Source organism: Ectobacillus sp., from assembly GCF_056992975.1.
Map to the genome: position 1 here is coordinate 1 of NZ_JBXKMX010000257.1, position 15,910 is coordinate 15,910.

Consider the following 15,910-nt stretch of genomic DNA (forward strand, 5'->3'; position numbering starts at 1 on the left):
CTGACGCAATACTCTCTAAAACCCTTTTCGGTTCAAGTCCGGACTTTTGAGCATATGCGATTGCTTCACATACCCCAATCATGTTGGAGGCTATAGCAATTTGGTTACACATTTTTGTATGCTGACCGCTCCCTGCAGGACCTTGCAATATAATATTTTTTCCTAGCAAGTTTAACATAGGCAAACAAGCCTGAAAAACTTCCTCATCCCCGCCAACCATAATAGCAAGTTTCGCTTCCTTTGCACCAATATCCCCACCAGAGACTGGTGCATCAATACTATGCATATTTCTTTTCTTCGTTTCTTCATAGATACGCTTCGCAAGTGTCGGAGTTGAAGTAGTAAAATCGATAAATATAGTTCCTTCCTTTGCATTCGCTATGAGACCTTCTTCACCAAGATAGACTTCCTCCACATCATAAGGATAGCCAACCATTGTCATTACAACACTTGCCTTTTTTGCGATTTCTCGAGGACTCTCTTCCCAAATAGCTCCTTCTTCTATTAAATCAACAGCCTTTGCTTTCGTACGGTTGTATATATAAACAGAATAACCACCTTGTAGTAAATGGCGGACCATACTTTTTCCCATAACTCCCGTTCCAATAAATCCTACAACTTTCGATTCATTCATATAATAGTCTCTCCTTTTTAAAACATTTTACCTATTGTTATACTATTTCTAATAGTATAACAAAATATCTTCTTAAATCGATACTATAACAATGAGAAAAATGGCTTAGTCGATTCATTCAGATATATCATGTATTTTTTGCTACACTTATGCTATAATAAATACAAACTATAGATAGATGGAGGAGTATGTTTGAAAGTACATGGAAGCTTTATGGCGGTGCTCTGCTATCTTGTAACCGTTTTGCTTCTTTACTTAACAGGGGATATATTCAATATCTCCATATTACAATTAGCAAAAGAGCCGCTCCTTCAGAATGGAGTAGTAGAACGAATTCTACATTCACTTCTCCCATTTCTTTTAGCTATACCGGTTTATTTTATCGTATATTATAAAACGAAAGAAAAGTAAACAGGCATCTATTTCATATAGATACCTGTTTATTTTGTATTCTCCGCAAAATGCCTATTCAAACCATACCTTGTTTTGAATACAGTAAAAGTAACGAAATTAGAGCTAATCTGGAAATTACTATTATCCCTCACTTACCCTTTCTAAGTTTATTCGGAATTTACAACTATATAAATAGAGGAGAGATAAGCAATGTTTTGGACGAACCGATATGAAGACTATAACATAAATCATCCCGTTGAACATGAGCAGGAAGAATTGCTAGATGGATTGTCGCCTGGAAGTATCATCACGCAAATTTTCATACGAAATGTTCACAAGTCTTTTAGTATGGTGCAATACGAAGGGATGACTGGACACATTGCATTATTTTCTGGCGGCTCAATCCCGAAACCAGGATTATTACGGATTCGTCTAGAAGATGTAGCTGCTATCATAGTATAAAACATGTAAGCTCATATACATGTTTCTTCAACGGTAGCTATTAATGTTTTTAACATCTGGACAGATTCCTGTATTTCAAGAGAATAGTATCGCTGAGTTCCTCGTTGCTTAATCGAGACGAGATGATTATCCCGTAGTATCTTTAAATGGTGAGATATAGCAGGACGAGACAATGTAGCATTCTCTGTTATTTCATTAACAGTTAATGCCTCATGTTCAGCTAGCAATAAAATTATATCTTGACGTGCTGGATCACTCAATGCTTGAAAAAGTGGAATACACGCTCGAAATGTATCAATGGCTGTTTGCCCCATTTAACCCCATCCTTTCGTTCGCTTAAACTTATGAACGAATCATATAAAAAAGAATATAAAATGTCAAGTTTTTATCAGTGAAACTTCTATTAGTGGGGGTTTTCTTCGTCCCCCACTTAGCCTTTTCCGTTTTTCTAAAGCTTTGTAATAGGTATTCGGGAAAAAGCCATTTACACAAATAGACAAAATTTAAAAATGAGGACAAAAGAAAAAGCTAGCTCTAGCTAGCTTTTTCTTTTATGAAATGGATTTCACAAGTTCGACAACTTCACTAGCTGTAGACATAGTAAGCGCCTTTGTTGCAAGTTCTTCCATTGCTGTTTTTGAAAGTTTACGAATTTGAGTACGGGCAGGCAATACAGATGTTGCACTCATACTAAATTCGTCTAATCCTAATCCAATTAATAACGGAATGGCAAGGGCATCTCCAGCCATTTCACCACACATACCAGCCCATTTTCCTTCTTTGTGTGCTGCATCAATGACCATTTTCACAAGGCGTAAAATAGACGGATTGTATGGTTGATACAAATAAGATACTTGTTCATTCATACGATCTGCTGCCATGGTGTATTGAATTAAATCATTTGTTCCAACAGAGAAGAAATCCACTTCCTTAGCAAATTGATCAGCAAGAACTGCTGATGCAGGAATTTCAACCATCATACCAATTTCGATTGTTTCAGAAACCGATACACCTTCTGCAATAAGTTTCGCTTTTTCTTCCAATAATACGCTCTTTGCTTGGCGGAATTCATCTAATGTCGCAATCATTGGGAACATAATTTTTAAGTTACCATAGACACTAGCACGAAGCAAGGCACGAAGCTGTGTACGGAAAATAGCTTGATCATCTAAACAAAGACGAATTGCACGGTATCCCAAAAATGGATTCATTTCCTTCGGCAATTGTAAATAAGAAAGTTCCTTGTCACCGCCGATATCAAGTGTACGAACGACTACAGGTTTTCCCTCCATATTTTCTAATACTGTTTTATATGCTTCAAATTGCTCATCTTCTGTAGGGAAAGAGTCACGTCCCATATACAAAAATTCAGTACGATACAAGCCGACGCCTTCACCACCATTATTTTTCACGCCAACTACATCTTTCGGAGTACCAATGTTTGCAACAAGTTCAACTTGGTGGCCATCACTTGTATAAGTAGGCTCATCCTTTAGCTGTGCCCAAACAGTTTTTTGTTCTTCAAACTTTTCCTTCTTTTCTTGATAAGAACGAAGAATGTCTTCAGAAGGATTAACGATTACTTCGCCGTCTAAACCATCAACAATGACTAAATCACCGTTTTGAATTTCCTCCATAACTATTTTTGAACCAACAACAGCAGGAATTTCAAGAGAACGAGCCATAATTGCAGAGTGAGATGTACGACCACCAATATTAGTAGTGAACCCTAGTGCATACTTACGATTAAGTTGTGCTGTGTCAGAGGGTGTTAAATCTTCTGCGATGATAATCACTTCTTCAGAAATCGTACTAGGATTGGAGAATTGAACACCTAGTAAATGTGCAAGTACACGTTTTGTTACGTCACGAATATCAGCAGCCCGTTCTTTCATATATTCATTATCCATTCCTTCAAATAGACTAACGAACATGGTAGCTACTTCATTCATTGCAAACTCAGCGTTTGTTCCTTCATTCGAAATCTTATCTTTGACAGGATTAACAAGTTCAGGATCATTTAGTACTAACAAATGCGCTTCAAAGATAGCGGCTTTATCGGCACCTAGTTCTTTTAATGCAACATCCTTAATAGAAGTAAGTTCATCTTTGGACTTAGCAAGAGCTGCATCCAAACGAGCGATTTCACTATCTGCATCAGAAATAACTTTTCTTTCAATAGTAAGATCAGGATTTTCTAAACGGAACGCTTTAGCAATTGCAATTCCGCTTGATGCGGCAATCCCTTTAATTGTTAGAGCCATTATTCTCCTAGACCTTCTTTTTTCATTGTTTCTTCAATTGCTGCTAGTGCTTGATCCGCATCATCACCATTTGCAGTAATTTTAATTTCTGAACCTTCTTGAATACCCAAAGACATTACACCCATAATCGATTTCAAGTTCACGGTTTTACCAGAATATGCTAAATTTATTTCAGAGTTAAATTTACTAGCTGCATTTACTAACAAAGTAGCTGGACGAGCATGAATTCCTGATTGGCTCGTTACTTTAAATAATTTTTCCATAATCGTAGTCCCCTTTAACAATGAATAGTATTTTGTATAGACATACGTACTACACGTAAAACATTGTATAGAATGGGTAAGATAGCGTCAACTACCTTACCCATTCTATATTATGAACATTTTAAGTCGTATTATTGAATTGTTATGGCACCTTTTTCACCTTTTACTACAGAACCTTGCTTTTTAAGAATAACTTGTTGTCCTTCTTGTAAATTAGTAAAGACAACTGGTGAAATGATAGAAGGCGCATTTTTCTTAACGAAATCAAGATCTACTTTCAATAATGCTTGGCCTTGTGTTACTTTATCACCTTGTGCTACGAGAATTTCAAAGCCTTCCCCATTCAATTTCACTGTATCGATACCAATGTGGATTAAGATTTCTTTTCCACCTTCAGAAAGAATACCAATTGCATGCTTTGTAGGGAAAACATTTACGATTTCACCGTTTACTGGAGAAACAATTGTACCTTCAGTCGGTTCAATCGCGAATCCATCGCCCATCATTTTTCCTGAGAATACTTGGTCCGGCACTTCTGTAATTGGAAGTAGTTTCCCATGCATAGGAGAAATAATTTCTTCAACTACTTTCGTATTCACCGTTTTAGTAGGAGCAGCTTCCTTCACTATTTGAGGCGTACGTCCCATCATAACATCTTGCATTTGCGTTTTAATCATATCTGATTTAGGGCCAAAAATAGCTTGAATGTTATTACCTACTTCAAGTACACCTGCAGCACCTAATTTTTTCAAACGGTCTTTATCAACTTGTTGTTGTTCGTTCACTTGTACACGTAAACGTGTGATACATGCATCTAAATGAGCAATGTTTTCTTTTCCACCTAGTGCTGCAATAATTTCACGTGGAAGTTCTCCAGCTTCTGCAGTTCCACCTTGAGATTGTTGTTCCGCATCTTCACGACCTGGCGTTTTAAGATCGAATTTACGAATAATAAAGCGGAATCCAAAGTAATAAATTACTGCGAATACTAAACCTACAACAATGACCCACCACCATGCTGTACGGCCAGGAAGAACACCGAATAGCAAGAAGTCAATTAAACCACCTGAGAATGTCATCCCAATTTTTACGTTTAAAAGCTGCATGGTCATGAAAGAAAGACCTGCAAAGATAGCATGTACTCCAAATAATACTGGTGCAACGAATAAGAATGAAAATTCGATTGGCTCTGTAATACCTGTTAAGAAAGATGTTAATGCAGCGGAACCAAGGATACCAGCAGCATATACTTTGTTTTCAGGACGAGCTTCATGATACATAGCAAGTGCCGCTGCTGGAAGACCAAACATCATGAATGGGAATTTACCTGTCATGAACGTACCAGCTGTTAATGGAGCACCATCTTTAATTTGAGCAAAGAAGATTTTTTGGTCACCGTGTACGATGTTACCTAATTTATCTGTATAAGAACCAAATTCAAACCAGAACGGAGCATAGAAAATATGATGTAATCCAAATGGAATTAACGAACGTTCAATAACACCGAATACAAATGCTGCTAGTGTTCTGTTTGCATCAATCATGTTATGTGAGAATGAATTTAATCCATATTGGATTGGCGGCCATACAAAGCACATTACTAATCCAAGAATTAGTGCGAATGCTGCAGTTGCGATAGGAACGAAACGCTTCCCTGCAAAGAATCCTAAATAAGTTGGTAAATTTATATTAAAGTATTTATTGTAACAATATGCTGCAAGAATACCGACTATAATACCACCGAATACCCCGGTCTGTAAGGTTGGAATACCTAAAACATACGCATAGGCTGGATCTTTAAATCCGAAATTCAATGGCATTTTGTCGCTTAGGAGAGCAACCTTAGCTCCAACATTTAGTGCCACGCTCATCGTTTGATTCATGATAAGGTAACCTACTAATGCAGCAAGTGCAGCTACGCCTTCTCCTCCTGCTAATCCAACTGCAACCCCGACTGCAAATAATAATGAGAGGTTCGAGAAAACAACACTACCAGATTGTTCCATAACCTTTGCTACTAATGTAAACCAATCTACCTTCAAAGCTGGAATTCGATCTGTAAGTGCCGGGTTTTGAAATGCATTACCAAATGCAAGCAATAACCCTGCAGCTGGTAAGATCGCGACTGGAAGCATTAAAGCTTTACCAACTTTTTGAAGCACACCAAATAGTTTTTTAAACATTTGAAATATTCCTCCTTTTTTAGTTTCATTCTTTCTTTCGACAAATGCAAAAAGACATGAGTGGAAGAGATGAAAAATAGCCATTTAAGGGTAGTATAACCCTTAATCTTGCTATCATTCTTACCTCTTCAACACTCATGCCTGATCGAATCAGTAACACGTGTCGAATCGTAAATATATAAGTGCACTATTCAACTTGTACTGCTAAGCAAGCGGTTTCTTTTTCCGTTATGCTAAGCTCGTCGAAAGTGAAGAACTTTCTATACCGTTATTATACACAGCGGATGTAAGCGATTCAACTATTTTATAAATCGTTTTCAATTTAGACTTATTTAGATAATTCTGACTCATCTTGTTTGCTCTGAACGAGTCGCTGCAGGTGCATCGTTAAGTACACAATTTCTGCATTATACACGGGCTTTTGTAGTCTATTTTGCATTACCTTAATTTGTTTCCACGCTAAGTTATATGCGGTTGGGTATTCTTCCTTTAATATTTCAGCAAACCTACTTGGTTCGTCTACTTTCTCTCCACTTCTTACCCGCTCAATAGCATAGTTCAGATGACGAACGAGTCGTAAGTAATGGATGCTTTCTTTATCTAGTTCTAAATCTAAATGTTCTTCAATTAACGTAACGAGATCTGCGATAAGGAGAGAATTTTGATTAACGGATGAAAGTTCAGAATCAGTTACTGAACTATAAATATGCAAGGCAATAAATCCAATTTCTCCTTCGGGTAGTTTAATTTGAAGACGTGTATTAATTAAATTTAATACTTCACAAGCAATGTTATACTCTTTCGGATATAGCGCTTTCGTTTCTAATAAAAATGGATTTTCAATAGCAAATCCTTGCTTTAATCTCCGAATAGCAAATGCAATGTGATCAGTAAGTGCGATATGAATGTGCTCATCTAGAGGGGCTGCAATCTTTTCTTGAATAAGTATCATTACATCATTCATGATTTCAATAAGTTTTTCACTAACATGAGGAATAAGCATTTTATATTGTTCTCTTTCACGTTCATTTGTCAATACAAACATTTTTTCTGCACGATCTTCTGGTAACAGTTCATTTACTCTTCTACCGAATCCAATTCCTTTTGCAATTACAACTACTTCTTCATGCTCTGGATGAGAAGCAATGATAACATTGTTATTTAAAATCTTCTTTATTATAAGGTCATGCATGCGCTTTCACCCCTTTCTAATGAAACCTGTAGTGATTTATGTTACAGAATAAAGTAATAGAGCGTCAATCAAAATCAATCACTAACGTTAAATATAATATTTTAGACAGAGCAATTATACATCACTATAATAAAACTATACTCGGTATGATACAATGAACAAACCCTTATATGCGTGAAAAGGAGAAAGCACATGATCAAAATGTTTGTCAGTGATATTGATGGTACACTCATGCAATCCGGTGGATTTATTGAGCAAGAGGACATAGCCGCTCTGCAATCTTTAGACAAGGAGACTATTATGCTTTGCTTTGCATCCGGTCGGCTAGATTACGAAATTGTTTCCTTAATGGAAAAAATAGGTTCACATTTTCATCGTATAAGCGTAAACGGTGTTTTTATTTATACAAATGAAAATAAGCAATTATTTTCTGCTAGTTTTGATTCTTCTATATTACAGCAGTTGGTTGACATGACGACAAGCAGTCGATTCATACGTTATGTGAGTGATGAACATCATTATTATATTGAAAACAAAACGCAAGAGGTTCTACAATTAGAAAAACAAGCGGCGATGACTTCCATCGAAATTCCAAATTTGAAGTATAAACTTGGTAAAACACTCTTTCCAAACAAGATTTCGGTTGGAGGAAGAACCGATGAACTTCTAGACCTCCAAACAAAATTACAGAACAAATTGAGTGGATATGTAAGCACATTTCTCTCTGCTACAAATTGTCTAGATGTTGTTCCCCATAATATAAACAAAGGGGCAGCACTAGAATTATTATTGCAGAAGCATCAAATTAAACCAAATGAAATTGCTTGTGTTGGCGATTCATACAATGATATACCCATGTTTGCTTTAACACCTTACAGTTTTGCTGTTGAACAAGCTGATGAAGAAGTAAAAAAAAGCGCCAACTATATTGTCAAAAATGTAAAAGAAGCTGTAGATGAAGTAAAAGCTTTAAATAAGCAATTGTCCCTTCGTCTATAATTTTCCTTTATTATAATTCCGAAACATAAGCCTCTTAGTATAATATCAGGCTTGTGTTTCAGATAACTTTTTACGGATGTTTTCTTCACTTAACGATTTTACTTACCTTATCTAGTGGTAACCTAATTTAAAGTTACTTGATACATTATTTCCAAGCACGTGAATTTTTATTGGATCCCTTTTTTAACAAACTCTTTTCTAATTTGGTAATTCATTAAAAACCCCAAGACTGATTGTATCTATCACCTCTAATTGAGGAGATAATATAACCATATCCGCATCCTTCCCCGCATCTAATACTCCTTTACTGTGCAACCCAAACTCCTTTGCTTGATTAATGGATGTCATTCTAACCGCTTCTTCAATTGTGCAGCCTGTATAAGTTAGTATATTACGAAATGCTTGGTCCATCGTTAAAACACTTCCTGCTAACGTCCCATTTTCTAATGTAGCAATGCCGTTTTGTACATGAACGGGTTGACCTCCTAACTCATACATTCCATCCTTTAGCCCTTTAGCCTTCATTGCGTCTGTAATAATACACACCTTTTCTGGTCCTTTTACAATGTAAGCTAGCCTTACCATTTCCGGATGAATATGAATACCGTCTACAATCATTTCCACAGTGATATCCCGATCCAAAAGCGCGCGGCCAACTGCCCCCGGTTCGCGATGGTGCATACCCTTCATTTGATTAAAAAGATGGGTAGCATGATGAATATTCTTTCCAGAAAGCTGTTCATAGGAGGCATCCGAATGCCCAATACTCCCTATTATCCCGTTTTGTTCGAAAAACGTTTCTAGTTCTTTACATTCCTCTTCAGGAGCATACGTAACCAGCTTAATCAGATTTCCACTGCATTGTTGAAAAGTTTCAAAGGTTTGTACATCTGGAGTCATCATATGAGAGATTTGTTGCGCACCGGCACGTGCCTTTGAAAGAAACGGTCCTTCTAAATGGATAAATCCGATATGCGCTCCTAACTCTTTTGCTATTTTCACAGATTGTAGCGCTTGCATAATTACCTCGCAAGATTGAGTCATCGTAGTTGGGAAAAAAGTCGTAACTCCTTCACTTAATAATTTATTGCTAAGCTCTATGAGGGTTTGAGGATTGGCATCCATTGTATCTATTCCATACCCGCCATGTATATGAATATCTATCATGCCTGGGATCACAATATTTCCATCAACATTATAGATTTGTTCCTGTTGACGAAGTACCAATTGGCTCATATCGCCAACTTCTTTAATGCTCCTATCAAATCGAATGTAGCCGTCTGCAATGTATTGATTTCCCGTATAAATTTGTGCGTGCAGCAGTACCCATTCCATGACATCCACCCCCACGTTTCTTATGGTTACATAAAAAATAGGCGAATTCCCTTCTACTCTTTCGTAAAATCATTCAACGTTCCAAAAAACAAATCGGCTTCTTCCACAATATCTGAATCCTCCGGCAAAGGTGGAAGCTCATCTATTGTTTTAAGGCCAAATAAATCCATAAACTCCTTCGTTGTACCATATAAAATAGGACGACCCGTACCCTCTGCTCTCCCTATTTCCTTAATTAAAAGCCTTGAGACAAGAGTTTGTATTGGTTTTTCTGTTTTTACTCCGCGAATTTCCTCAATTTCTGTTCTTGTAATCGGCTGACGATATGCAACGATTGCCAATGTCTCGAGAGCAGCTTGCGATAACGAATTAGAAGATGGCGTTTCAATTAGCTTTTCATAAAAATGAGCATGCTCTCGTTTCGTTGTTAGACGATATGCATTAGCAAATTGTACAATTGTAAATCCCCGATTCACAGATGCATACTCTTCCACTAGCTGCCCGACAAGAATTCGTACTTGATCGATCGTAATTCCCAATACCTGTGAAATTTGATCTGGATAAATCCCCTCCTCCCCGCTTACAAACAGCAAGCCTTCTAGAACTCCCTTTTGTTCATGTTGATTCAATAGTTGCTCCCCCTTCTCCGATACTACAAACATAGATTTCTTCAAAGTTCTGTTCTTGTTCAACAGTTACCATCTTTTTTTTCATTAGTTCCAAAATTGCTAAAAACGTAACCACAATAGATTCACGACTATCTTCCACAAACAAATCAAAAAAACTGCATCTACCACTGGATTTTGCTAGCCGATAGACAATCTCTTCTATCCTTTTTTCAATTGGAATTTCTTGTCTGGAAATAGTAGTAGAAACAGGCTTTTGTAATTTTTTTCGACGCATAAGTTTTTGAAAAGCTGCAAGCATGTCATATAGCGTAACATTTTTCGGCAAGTTTTCTTCTCTCTCTGAATGTATAAAATCACTTAAATCAGCAGGAGCTCGCGTGTATAGAAGAGCTCTTTCACGTTCACGTTCTTTAAGATCAGATGCAGCCTGCTTATACTTTTTATACTCGATTAACCGTTCCATAAGCTCTTGACGGGGATCCTCCTCTTCCCAATCTTCTTCTTCCAAAAACTCTTCTTCTTGTTTTGGCAACAGCATTTTACTTTTTATAGCTAATAGCGTAGCTGCCATAACTAAATATTCACTAGCAACATCCAATTGCAATTCCTTCATCGCATGGATATAACCTACATATTGCTCTGTAATTTCAGCGACAGGAATATCATATATATCAATTTCATAACGATGAATTAAATGTAGCAATAAATCTAACGGTCCTTCAAACGCATCAATTTTAATATTGTATTGCAAGTAGCATCCCACCAACCATTCATATATCAGTATAAGTATAGAGCATGATCGAGGTCTATCCAATCCTTTTTAATTAAAATAAGCTGAGTCAATACGCACAATAAACCATTATAGTGTATGATATCATGATTGTAGTGCAAGAGGAGAAACAAGCCGACCTTATTCGTTTAGCTGAATAAGTGCAGCTTGTCCATCTTACAATAGAGAAAAGGGAGCGGATATCATGTATCCAGATGCTTACATACAATATCTAGTACACTTTCATGCGGATCGTGATTATTTTGAATGTCATGAAATATTAGAGGAATATTGGAAAAAAGAGCCCCCTGCAAAAAGACTGCCTTTTTGGGTAGCTCTTATACAAATAGCTGTAGCCCAATACCATTATCGTCGCAACAATCGGCGAGGTGCAATTCGTTTACTACGTCATGCACATACTATTCTAAAGAATGATAGAAAACCGATAATTCAATATGGGTTACAGGATGAAGCACTTCTCGTTCTCCTACAAGAAAACATTCGACAAATGGAAGAAGAAAAAGCTTATACAAGCATAACACTTCCTATTGCTGATTCTTTATTGGAATCAGTCCTTATACAAGAATGCACAAAGCTTGGTCTAGAATGGAATAGCAAAAGTGATTTATCCAATTTATTTTTGATCAACAAACATTTGCTACGAAATCGAACGGAAGTAATGGAAGAACGAAACAAGCAAATAAAAAAAAGAAAGCAGGGCCTGTAACCTCTGCTTTCTTTTTATAAATGAATCGTGTCAGTATTGCATTTGTCACAAAATGGTTTTGTTAGTTCATTGCCGCAAACCGTAACTCCAGGCATCATAGAACGCAATTCGGTGACCATTTTCTTACCAATACCTGCATGACGATGCGATGGCGTAACACATATATGTTGAATGTGCACGACCCCATCTTCTTTTTTTAAAGTCCCAATAATCCCGAGAACATCTTCCTCTTCTTTCCATAAGTAAAGCTGCCAGTCCTCGTTCATTTCATATTGTTTCACAGTTGCTTGCAACTTTTTTACTTCTTTTTCAGTCGGCATAAAAGACAGAAGACCCATCGCAATTTTTTCATAATTTTTCTTGAAACGAATCAACATAAGAAATTTTCCCTTCTTATCGAAAAAGCTTTCCCTCAACTAGTAATAAAACCCAGCTACTAGACAAACTAACCTAATACAATTTTTCTTATCTTTACCCTTTTTACTTTGCAGTGATCCCCGTTGCATTATTTTTATTCTACAACAACTTTGAAACAGTGAGAAACTACTGCATTTAGGCTTTGTTATTCACTTTCTTACATTTCTTATTATATACTTTTTATTTAAAGAAATGTTCCGTAATCCTATTTAAAAATGGAAATTTTATAACTTTCATTCATGCTAGTTTTTCCCAATTTGTATAATTCAATTGATTATGGAATATGGGCTAAAATAAGCAAACGCTTTCACTTAAAGGTATTTTTCAGAACCATCCAAAACACAAAAAAAGGATGATACCAAACAAAGCAAACCCATACTCAATGTTCAATCATCATCCTTTTTCTATTTACCTTATAGAATTATTCTTCCCAAACCTTTACTTCTTTCATAACATCCCCATTTTTCATTGCAAGAACTGTATCTAAACCACTTGTAACTTGTCCAAATACTGTATGAACGCCGTCTAAATGCGGTTGCGGTTCATGAACGATAAAAAATTGACTACCACCTGTATCTCTCCCAGCATGCGCCATAGAAAGTGATCCAGCAACGTGACGATGAGGGTTTCCTTTCGTTTCACATTTAATAGTATATCCGGGACCACCTGCACCTGTTCCAGTTGGATCCCCGCCTTGACTTACAAAACCAGGAATGACTCTGTGAAAGGTTACCCCATTATAAAATCCATCATTTGCTAATTTTTCAAAGTTTGCTACCGTTCCAGGTGCTTCACTTGGAAAAAATTCAATTTCAATTTTTTGTCCATTCTCCATAATAATATGTCCCTTTTTCATTATATGTACCTCCCATTATTCCAACTATTTGGTATGTTCTCCGCCTATGCGTTTCACAGAGTAGAGCGTTTTTATTCTGATTTATCATACCATAATCATGCTACAAAAAGAAAATACAACGCAATGAAAAAAATAAGACATGCTCATAATCTTTTACAAAATCAATCTAAAGACGGATGACAAATCATAAAAATGTACTATAATGACTGTACTACCCTACAATTCTTTAACAGGTAAAGGAGCGATTTTCGTGAAAACGAAATTAAGTGCGTTTCTTCTCATCTTTACGTTACTTATGCCACTTTCTGCATATGCTGACACTACTGAAGGAGAAACAATTATTACATTAGGAGAAAATTTAACAGACCAACAAAAACAAACTGTACTGAGCGATATGAAAGCACCACAAAATGTACAAATTATTACCGTTTCAAACGCAGAGGAACATAAGTATCTAGATAGCTATGTACCAGCCGCTCAAATTGGTACAAAGGCAATATCTTCTTCAAAAATCACATATACAAAAGCCGGATCCGGGCTTATTGTACAAACACATAACATTTCTGGCATTACAGACGCCATGTATACGAATGCACTAATAACAGCTGGAGTAAAGGATGCAAACATATACATTACTGCGCCCTTTTCAGTATCAGGAACAGCTGCATTAACAGGAATTATGAAAGCTTACGAAACAACAGCCAAAACAGCTATCCCTGAAGGTGTCAAGCAAGTTGCAAACCAGGAAATGGTTACTACATCTACCCTCGGGAACCAAATTGGTGCTGACAAAGCGGTTCAGCTTATGACAAAAATTAAAGAATCGATTGCACAAAACCAACCGAAAACAACGGAAGATTTGCGAACTTTAATTAAAGACATTGCGAATCAAATGGGGATTCAACTAACTGATGAGCAACTAAACAGTCTTGTTTCTTTATTTGATAAAATGAAAAATTTAAATATTGATTGGAATCAAGTAGGTAATCAATTAAACAATGCGAAAAATCAAGTTTCTTCTTTTTTACAATCCAATCAAGGTCAAACATTTTTAGATCAAGTAAAAGGCATTTTTTCTAGCTTTATTGATTTTATCAAATCCCTATTTAAATAAGTGATAAATCCTATTCAGAATACGAAAAACGAGATGAAACTATTTCACCTCGTTTTTTGTTTTTCTCCGACTACTTTTGCCGAATACGATTTTGTGGTCGTACAATACTTGGTCTTATTTTCAAACTCGAAATAGTTGGTCGAATAAATATTTTCATTAATGCGCCCCCATCGAACGGAAGAAAGGGCCATAAATATGGCGTTTGTAAACTTCTTGTGGAAGCAAGAAATAATATAAGGAATGTTACCCCTACTATAAATCCAATTTCATGCAACCACGCTGTGAATAAAATAAGGAGAATTTTCGTAATTTTATTTGCCAAGCTAAGCTCGTAGCTTGGCGTTGCATATGCCCCAATAACCGAGATTGCCGAATACAAAATAACTTCTGGAACGAACAGCCCTACCTCAATGGCAATTTGTCCAATTAACACCGCAGAAATTAGACCTAATGAAGTAGAAAGTGCAGTTGGTGTATGGATAGACGCCATCCGTAGAAATTCTAGGCCAATTTCAACTAATATAATTTGTAGAAATGTCGGTATATGAGTCACTTTATTCGGTCCTATAAAGGCAAGCTGAGGCGGTAATAGTGTTGGATCAAATACGAACACGAGCCAAAAGGGGAGCAAAAAAAGGGAAAATAAAATTCCTAAAAAGCGAACCCATCTTTGGAACGTTCCAACTACTGGATTTTGGCGAAACTCTTCTGCATGCTGTACATGATGAAAAAATGTAGTTGGAGTAATCATCACACTTGGGGACGTGTCACAAATAACAAGAACATGTCCTTCTAATAGATGATTCGCTGCCACATCAGGACGCTCCGTGTAGCGAATGAGTGGAAAGGGATTAAAACGCTGCTGCACAAGAAATTCCTCTATTGTTTTATCTGACATTGTGATTCCATCTATTCCAATGGCCTGAAGCTCCTGTTTTATGATTTTCACTAAATCAAGATTGGCAACATCTTGAATATAAGAAATACAAATATCTGATTGCGATCGTTCCCCTACTCGAATAATTTCATTACGAAGTCTTGGATCTCGTATGCGTCTTCGAATAAGAGCTGTATTCACTATTATATTTTCTACAAAACCATCTCTAGCACCTCGAACTACCTTTTCTGTATCTGGCTCTGTTGGTGTCCGTCCTGGATAGCTTCTGACATCTATCTCAAATGCTTCTGTCTCCCCATCTACAAATATAACAATAAGACCCGAAAGCACTTTTAAAATGGCATCATCCATCGTTTTAATTCTATTTACCTGTTGATGAATAAGGCGATTTTCAATAAGTTGCATAGGTGAGTTTGTATAGATGTCTCCTTCATTCAAATCAACAAGTTCATCCAAAATATGAATAATATAATTGCTATCGCATAGTCCATTTACAAATGTAATAGCAATTTTTTTACGTAGTATAGTAAATGTGCGAATCCCAACATCAAAGGTAACCCCTAGACCTACCGTTTGCTTTAAATAATTTTCGTTATCGCTAAGAAACGAAGAAATGGGAATCTTAATAGGTTGTTCCTTTTTTTGCATAATAGCCACTCCTTTCGAGAATGAGTTCGACTGCTTGTTTGGTTATAGGGGATCCTTTTGCTATTTCATCATTGCTGCACATTTTTCCAATATCCCCTATCCCAACGATAATGGGAACTTGCAGCGA

18 protein-coding genes are annotated in these 15,910 nt (G+C 36.6%); 5 read left to right on the forward strand and 13 right to left on the reverse strand.

The window, feature by feature from the left end:
• The coding region (locus AC11ZT_RS11770; RefSeq protein WP_484059774.1) for an NAD(P)-dependent oxidoreductase at positions 1 to 634 on the reverse strand (634 nt) is incomplete at its 3' end.
• A gap of 192 nt (positions 635 to 826) precedes the next feature.
• Between AC11ZT_RS11770 and AC11ZT_RS11775 the strand changes: the two genes are divergently transcribed.
• Together AC11ZT_RS11775 and AC11ZT_RS11780 are read left to right on the forward strand one after the other, a co-directional pair.
• Positions 827 to 1,045, forward strand: coding sequence for a hypothetical protein (locus AC11ZT_RS11775; RefSeq protein WP_484059775.1), 219 nt, complete (start codon positions 827 to 829; stop codon positions 1,043 to 1,045).
• Between the two features lie 192 nt (positions 1,046 to 1,237).
• Positions 1,238 to 1,489: a hypothetical protein gene (locus tag AC11ZT_RS11780; RefSeq protein WP_484059776.1), complete on the forward strand. Its 252-nt coding sequence runs from the start codon at positions 1,238 to 1,240 to the stop codon at positions 1,487 to 1,489.
• 11 nt (positions 1,490 to 1,500) lie between these two features.
• On the opposite strand, the gene AC11ZT_RS11785 is transcribed toward AC11ZT_RS11780, so the two are convergent.
• The 5 genes from AC11ZT_RS11785 to glcT all read right to left on the reverse strand — a co-directional run bounded on the left by AC11ZT_RS11785 (position 1,501) and on the right by glcT (position 7,391).
• A complete protein-coding gene (locus AC11ZT_RS11785) occupies positions 1,501 to 1,803 on the reverse strand; it encodes an ArsR/SmtB family transcription factor (RefSeq protein WP_484059777.1) in 303 nt (100 codons plus the stop codon).
• A 237-nt stretch (positions 1,804 to 2,040) separates the two neighbouring features.
• Positions 2,041 to 3,753, reverse strand: a complete 1,713-nt coding sequence (gene ptsP / locus AC11ZT_RS11790; protein ID WP_484059778.1) for a phosphoenolpyruvate--protein phosphotransferase — start codon at positions 3,751 to 3,753, stop codon at positions 2,041 to 2,043.
• The gene (locus AC11ZT_RS11795) at positions 3,753 to 4,016 is read right to left on the reverse strand and encodes a phosphocarrier protein HPr (RefSeq protein ID WP_484059779.1); all 264 of its coding nucleotides are present in this window, start codon (positions 4,014 to 4,016) and stop codon (positions 3,753 to 3,755) included. The genes ptsP and AC11ZT_RS11795 overlap by 1 nt, the downstream gene beginning before the upstream one ends.
• Positions 4,017 to 4,147: 131 nt before the next feature.
• On the reverse strand, positions 4,148 to 6,199 hold the full coding sequence (gene ptsG / locus AC11ZT_RS11800) for a glucose-specific PTS transporter subunit IIBC (protein WP_484059780.1): 2,052 nt from the start codon (positions 6,197 to 6,199) through the stop codon (positions 4,148 to 4,150).
• 328 nt (positions 6,200 to 6,527) lie between these two features.
• Positions 6,528 to 7,391: a glucose PTS transporter transcription antiterminator GlcT gene (gene glcT, locus AC11ZT_RS11805; RefSeq protein WP_484059781.1), complete on the reverse strand. Its 864-nt coding sequence runs from the start codon at positions 7,389 to 7,391 to the stop codon at positions 6,528 to 6,530.
• Positions 7,392 to 7,583: 192 nt separating this feature from the next.
• On the opposite strand from glcT, the gene AC11ZT_RS11810 reads away from it, so the two are divergent.
• Positions 7,584 to 8,390: a Cof-type HAD-IIB family hydrolase gene (locus tag AC11ZT_RS11810; protein WP_484059782.1), complete on the forward strand. Its 807-nt coding sequence runs from the start codon at positions 7,584 to 7,586 to the stop codon at positions 8,388 to 8,390.
• Between the two features lie 198 nt (positions 8,391 to 8,588).
• Here AC11ZT_RS11810 and nagA read toward each other — a convergent pair whose 3' ends face one another.
• From nagA to AC11ZT_RS11825, 3 genes are read right to left on the reverse strand one after another with little or no spacing between them, the layout of a single operon-like run.
• Positions 8,589 to 9,725, reverse strand: coding sequence for an N-acetylglucosamine-6-phosphate deacetylase (gene nagA / locus AC11ZT_RS11815; protein ID WP_484059783.1), 1,137 nt, complete (start codon positions 9,723 to 9,725; stop codon positions 8,589 to 8,591).
• 53 nt (positions 9,726 to 9,778) lie between these two features.
• Positions 9,779 to 10,354 (reverse strand): SMC-Scp complex subunit ScpB, encoded by a 576-nt coding sequence (scpB, locus tag AC11ZT_RS11820; RefSeq protein WP_484059784.1) that lies wholly within the window; start codon positions 10,352 to 10,354, stop codon positions 9,779 to 9,781.
• Positions 10,341 to 11,105 (reverse strand): segregation/condensation protein A, encoded by a 765-nt coding sequence (locus AC11ZT_RS11825; protein WP_484059785.1) that lies wholly within the window; start codon positions 11,103 to 11,105, stop codon positions 10,341 to 10,343. The genes scpB and AC11ZT_RS11825 overlap by 14 nt, the downstream gene beginning before the upstream one ends.
• Before the next feature lie 223 nt (positions 11,106 to 11,328).
• Between AC11ZT_RS11825 and AC11ZT_RS11830 the strand changes: the two genes are divergently transcribed.
• Positions 11,329 to 11,850, forward strand: coding sequence for a DUF309 domain-containing protein (locus tag AC11ZT_RS11830; RefSeq protein ID WP_484059786.1), 522 nt, complete (start codon positions 11,329 to 11,331; stop codon positions 11,848 to 11,850).
• A gap of 14 nt (positions 11,851 to 11,864) precedes the next feature.
• Here AC11ZT_RS11830 and AC11ZT_RS11835 read toward each other — a convergent pair whose 3' ends face one another.
• Entirely contained in the window at positions 11,865 to 12,227 is a 363-nt protein-coding gene (locus AC11ZT_RS11835; RefSeq protein WP_484059787.1) for a GNAT family N-acetyltransferase, read from the reverse strand.
• A gap of 461 nt (positions 12,228 to 12,688) precedes the next feature.
• The gene (locus tag AC11ZT_RS11840) at positions 12,689 to 13,123 is read right to left on the reverse strand and encodes a peptidylprolyl isomerase (protein WP_484059788.1); all 435 of its coding nucleotides are present in this window, start codon (positions 13,121 to 13,123) and stop codon (positions 12,689 to 12,691) included.
• Between the two features lie 250 nt (positions 13,124 to 13,373).
• On the opposite strand from AC11ZT_RS11840, the gene AC11ZT_RS11845 reads away from it, so the two are divergent.
• Positions 13,374 to 14,237: a DUF1002 domain-containing protein gene (locus AC11ZT_RS11845; RefSeq protein WP_484059789.1), complete on the forward strand. Its 864-nt coding sequence runs from the start codon at positions 13,374 to 13,376 to the stop codon at positions 14,235 to 14,237.
• A 70-nt stretch (positions 14,238 to 14,307) separates the two neighbouring features.
• Here the strand turns inward: AC11ZT_RS11845 and AC11ZT_RS11850 are convergent, their stop codons facing one another.
• Positions 14,308 to 15,783, reverse strand: a complete 1,476-nt coding sequence (locus AC11ZT_RS11850) for a spore germination protein (protein ID WP_484059790.1) — start codon at positions 15,781 to 15,783, stop codon at positions 14,308 to 14,310.
• Positions 15,758 to 15,910 (reverse strand): stage V sporulation protein AE (locus AC11ZT_RS11855; RefSeq protein ID WP_484059791.1); only part of this gene is annotated, 153 nt, incomplete at its 5' end. The genes AC11ZT_RS11855 and AC11ZT_RS11850, both read right to left, overlap by 26 nt.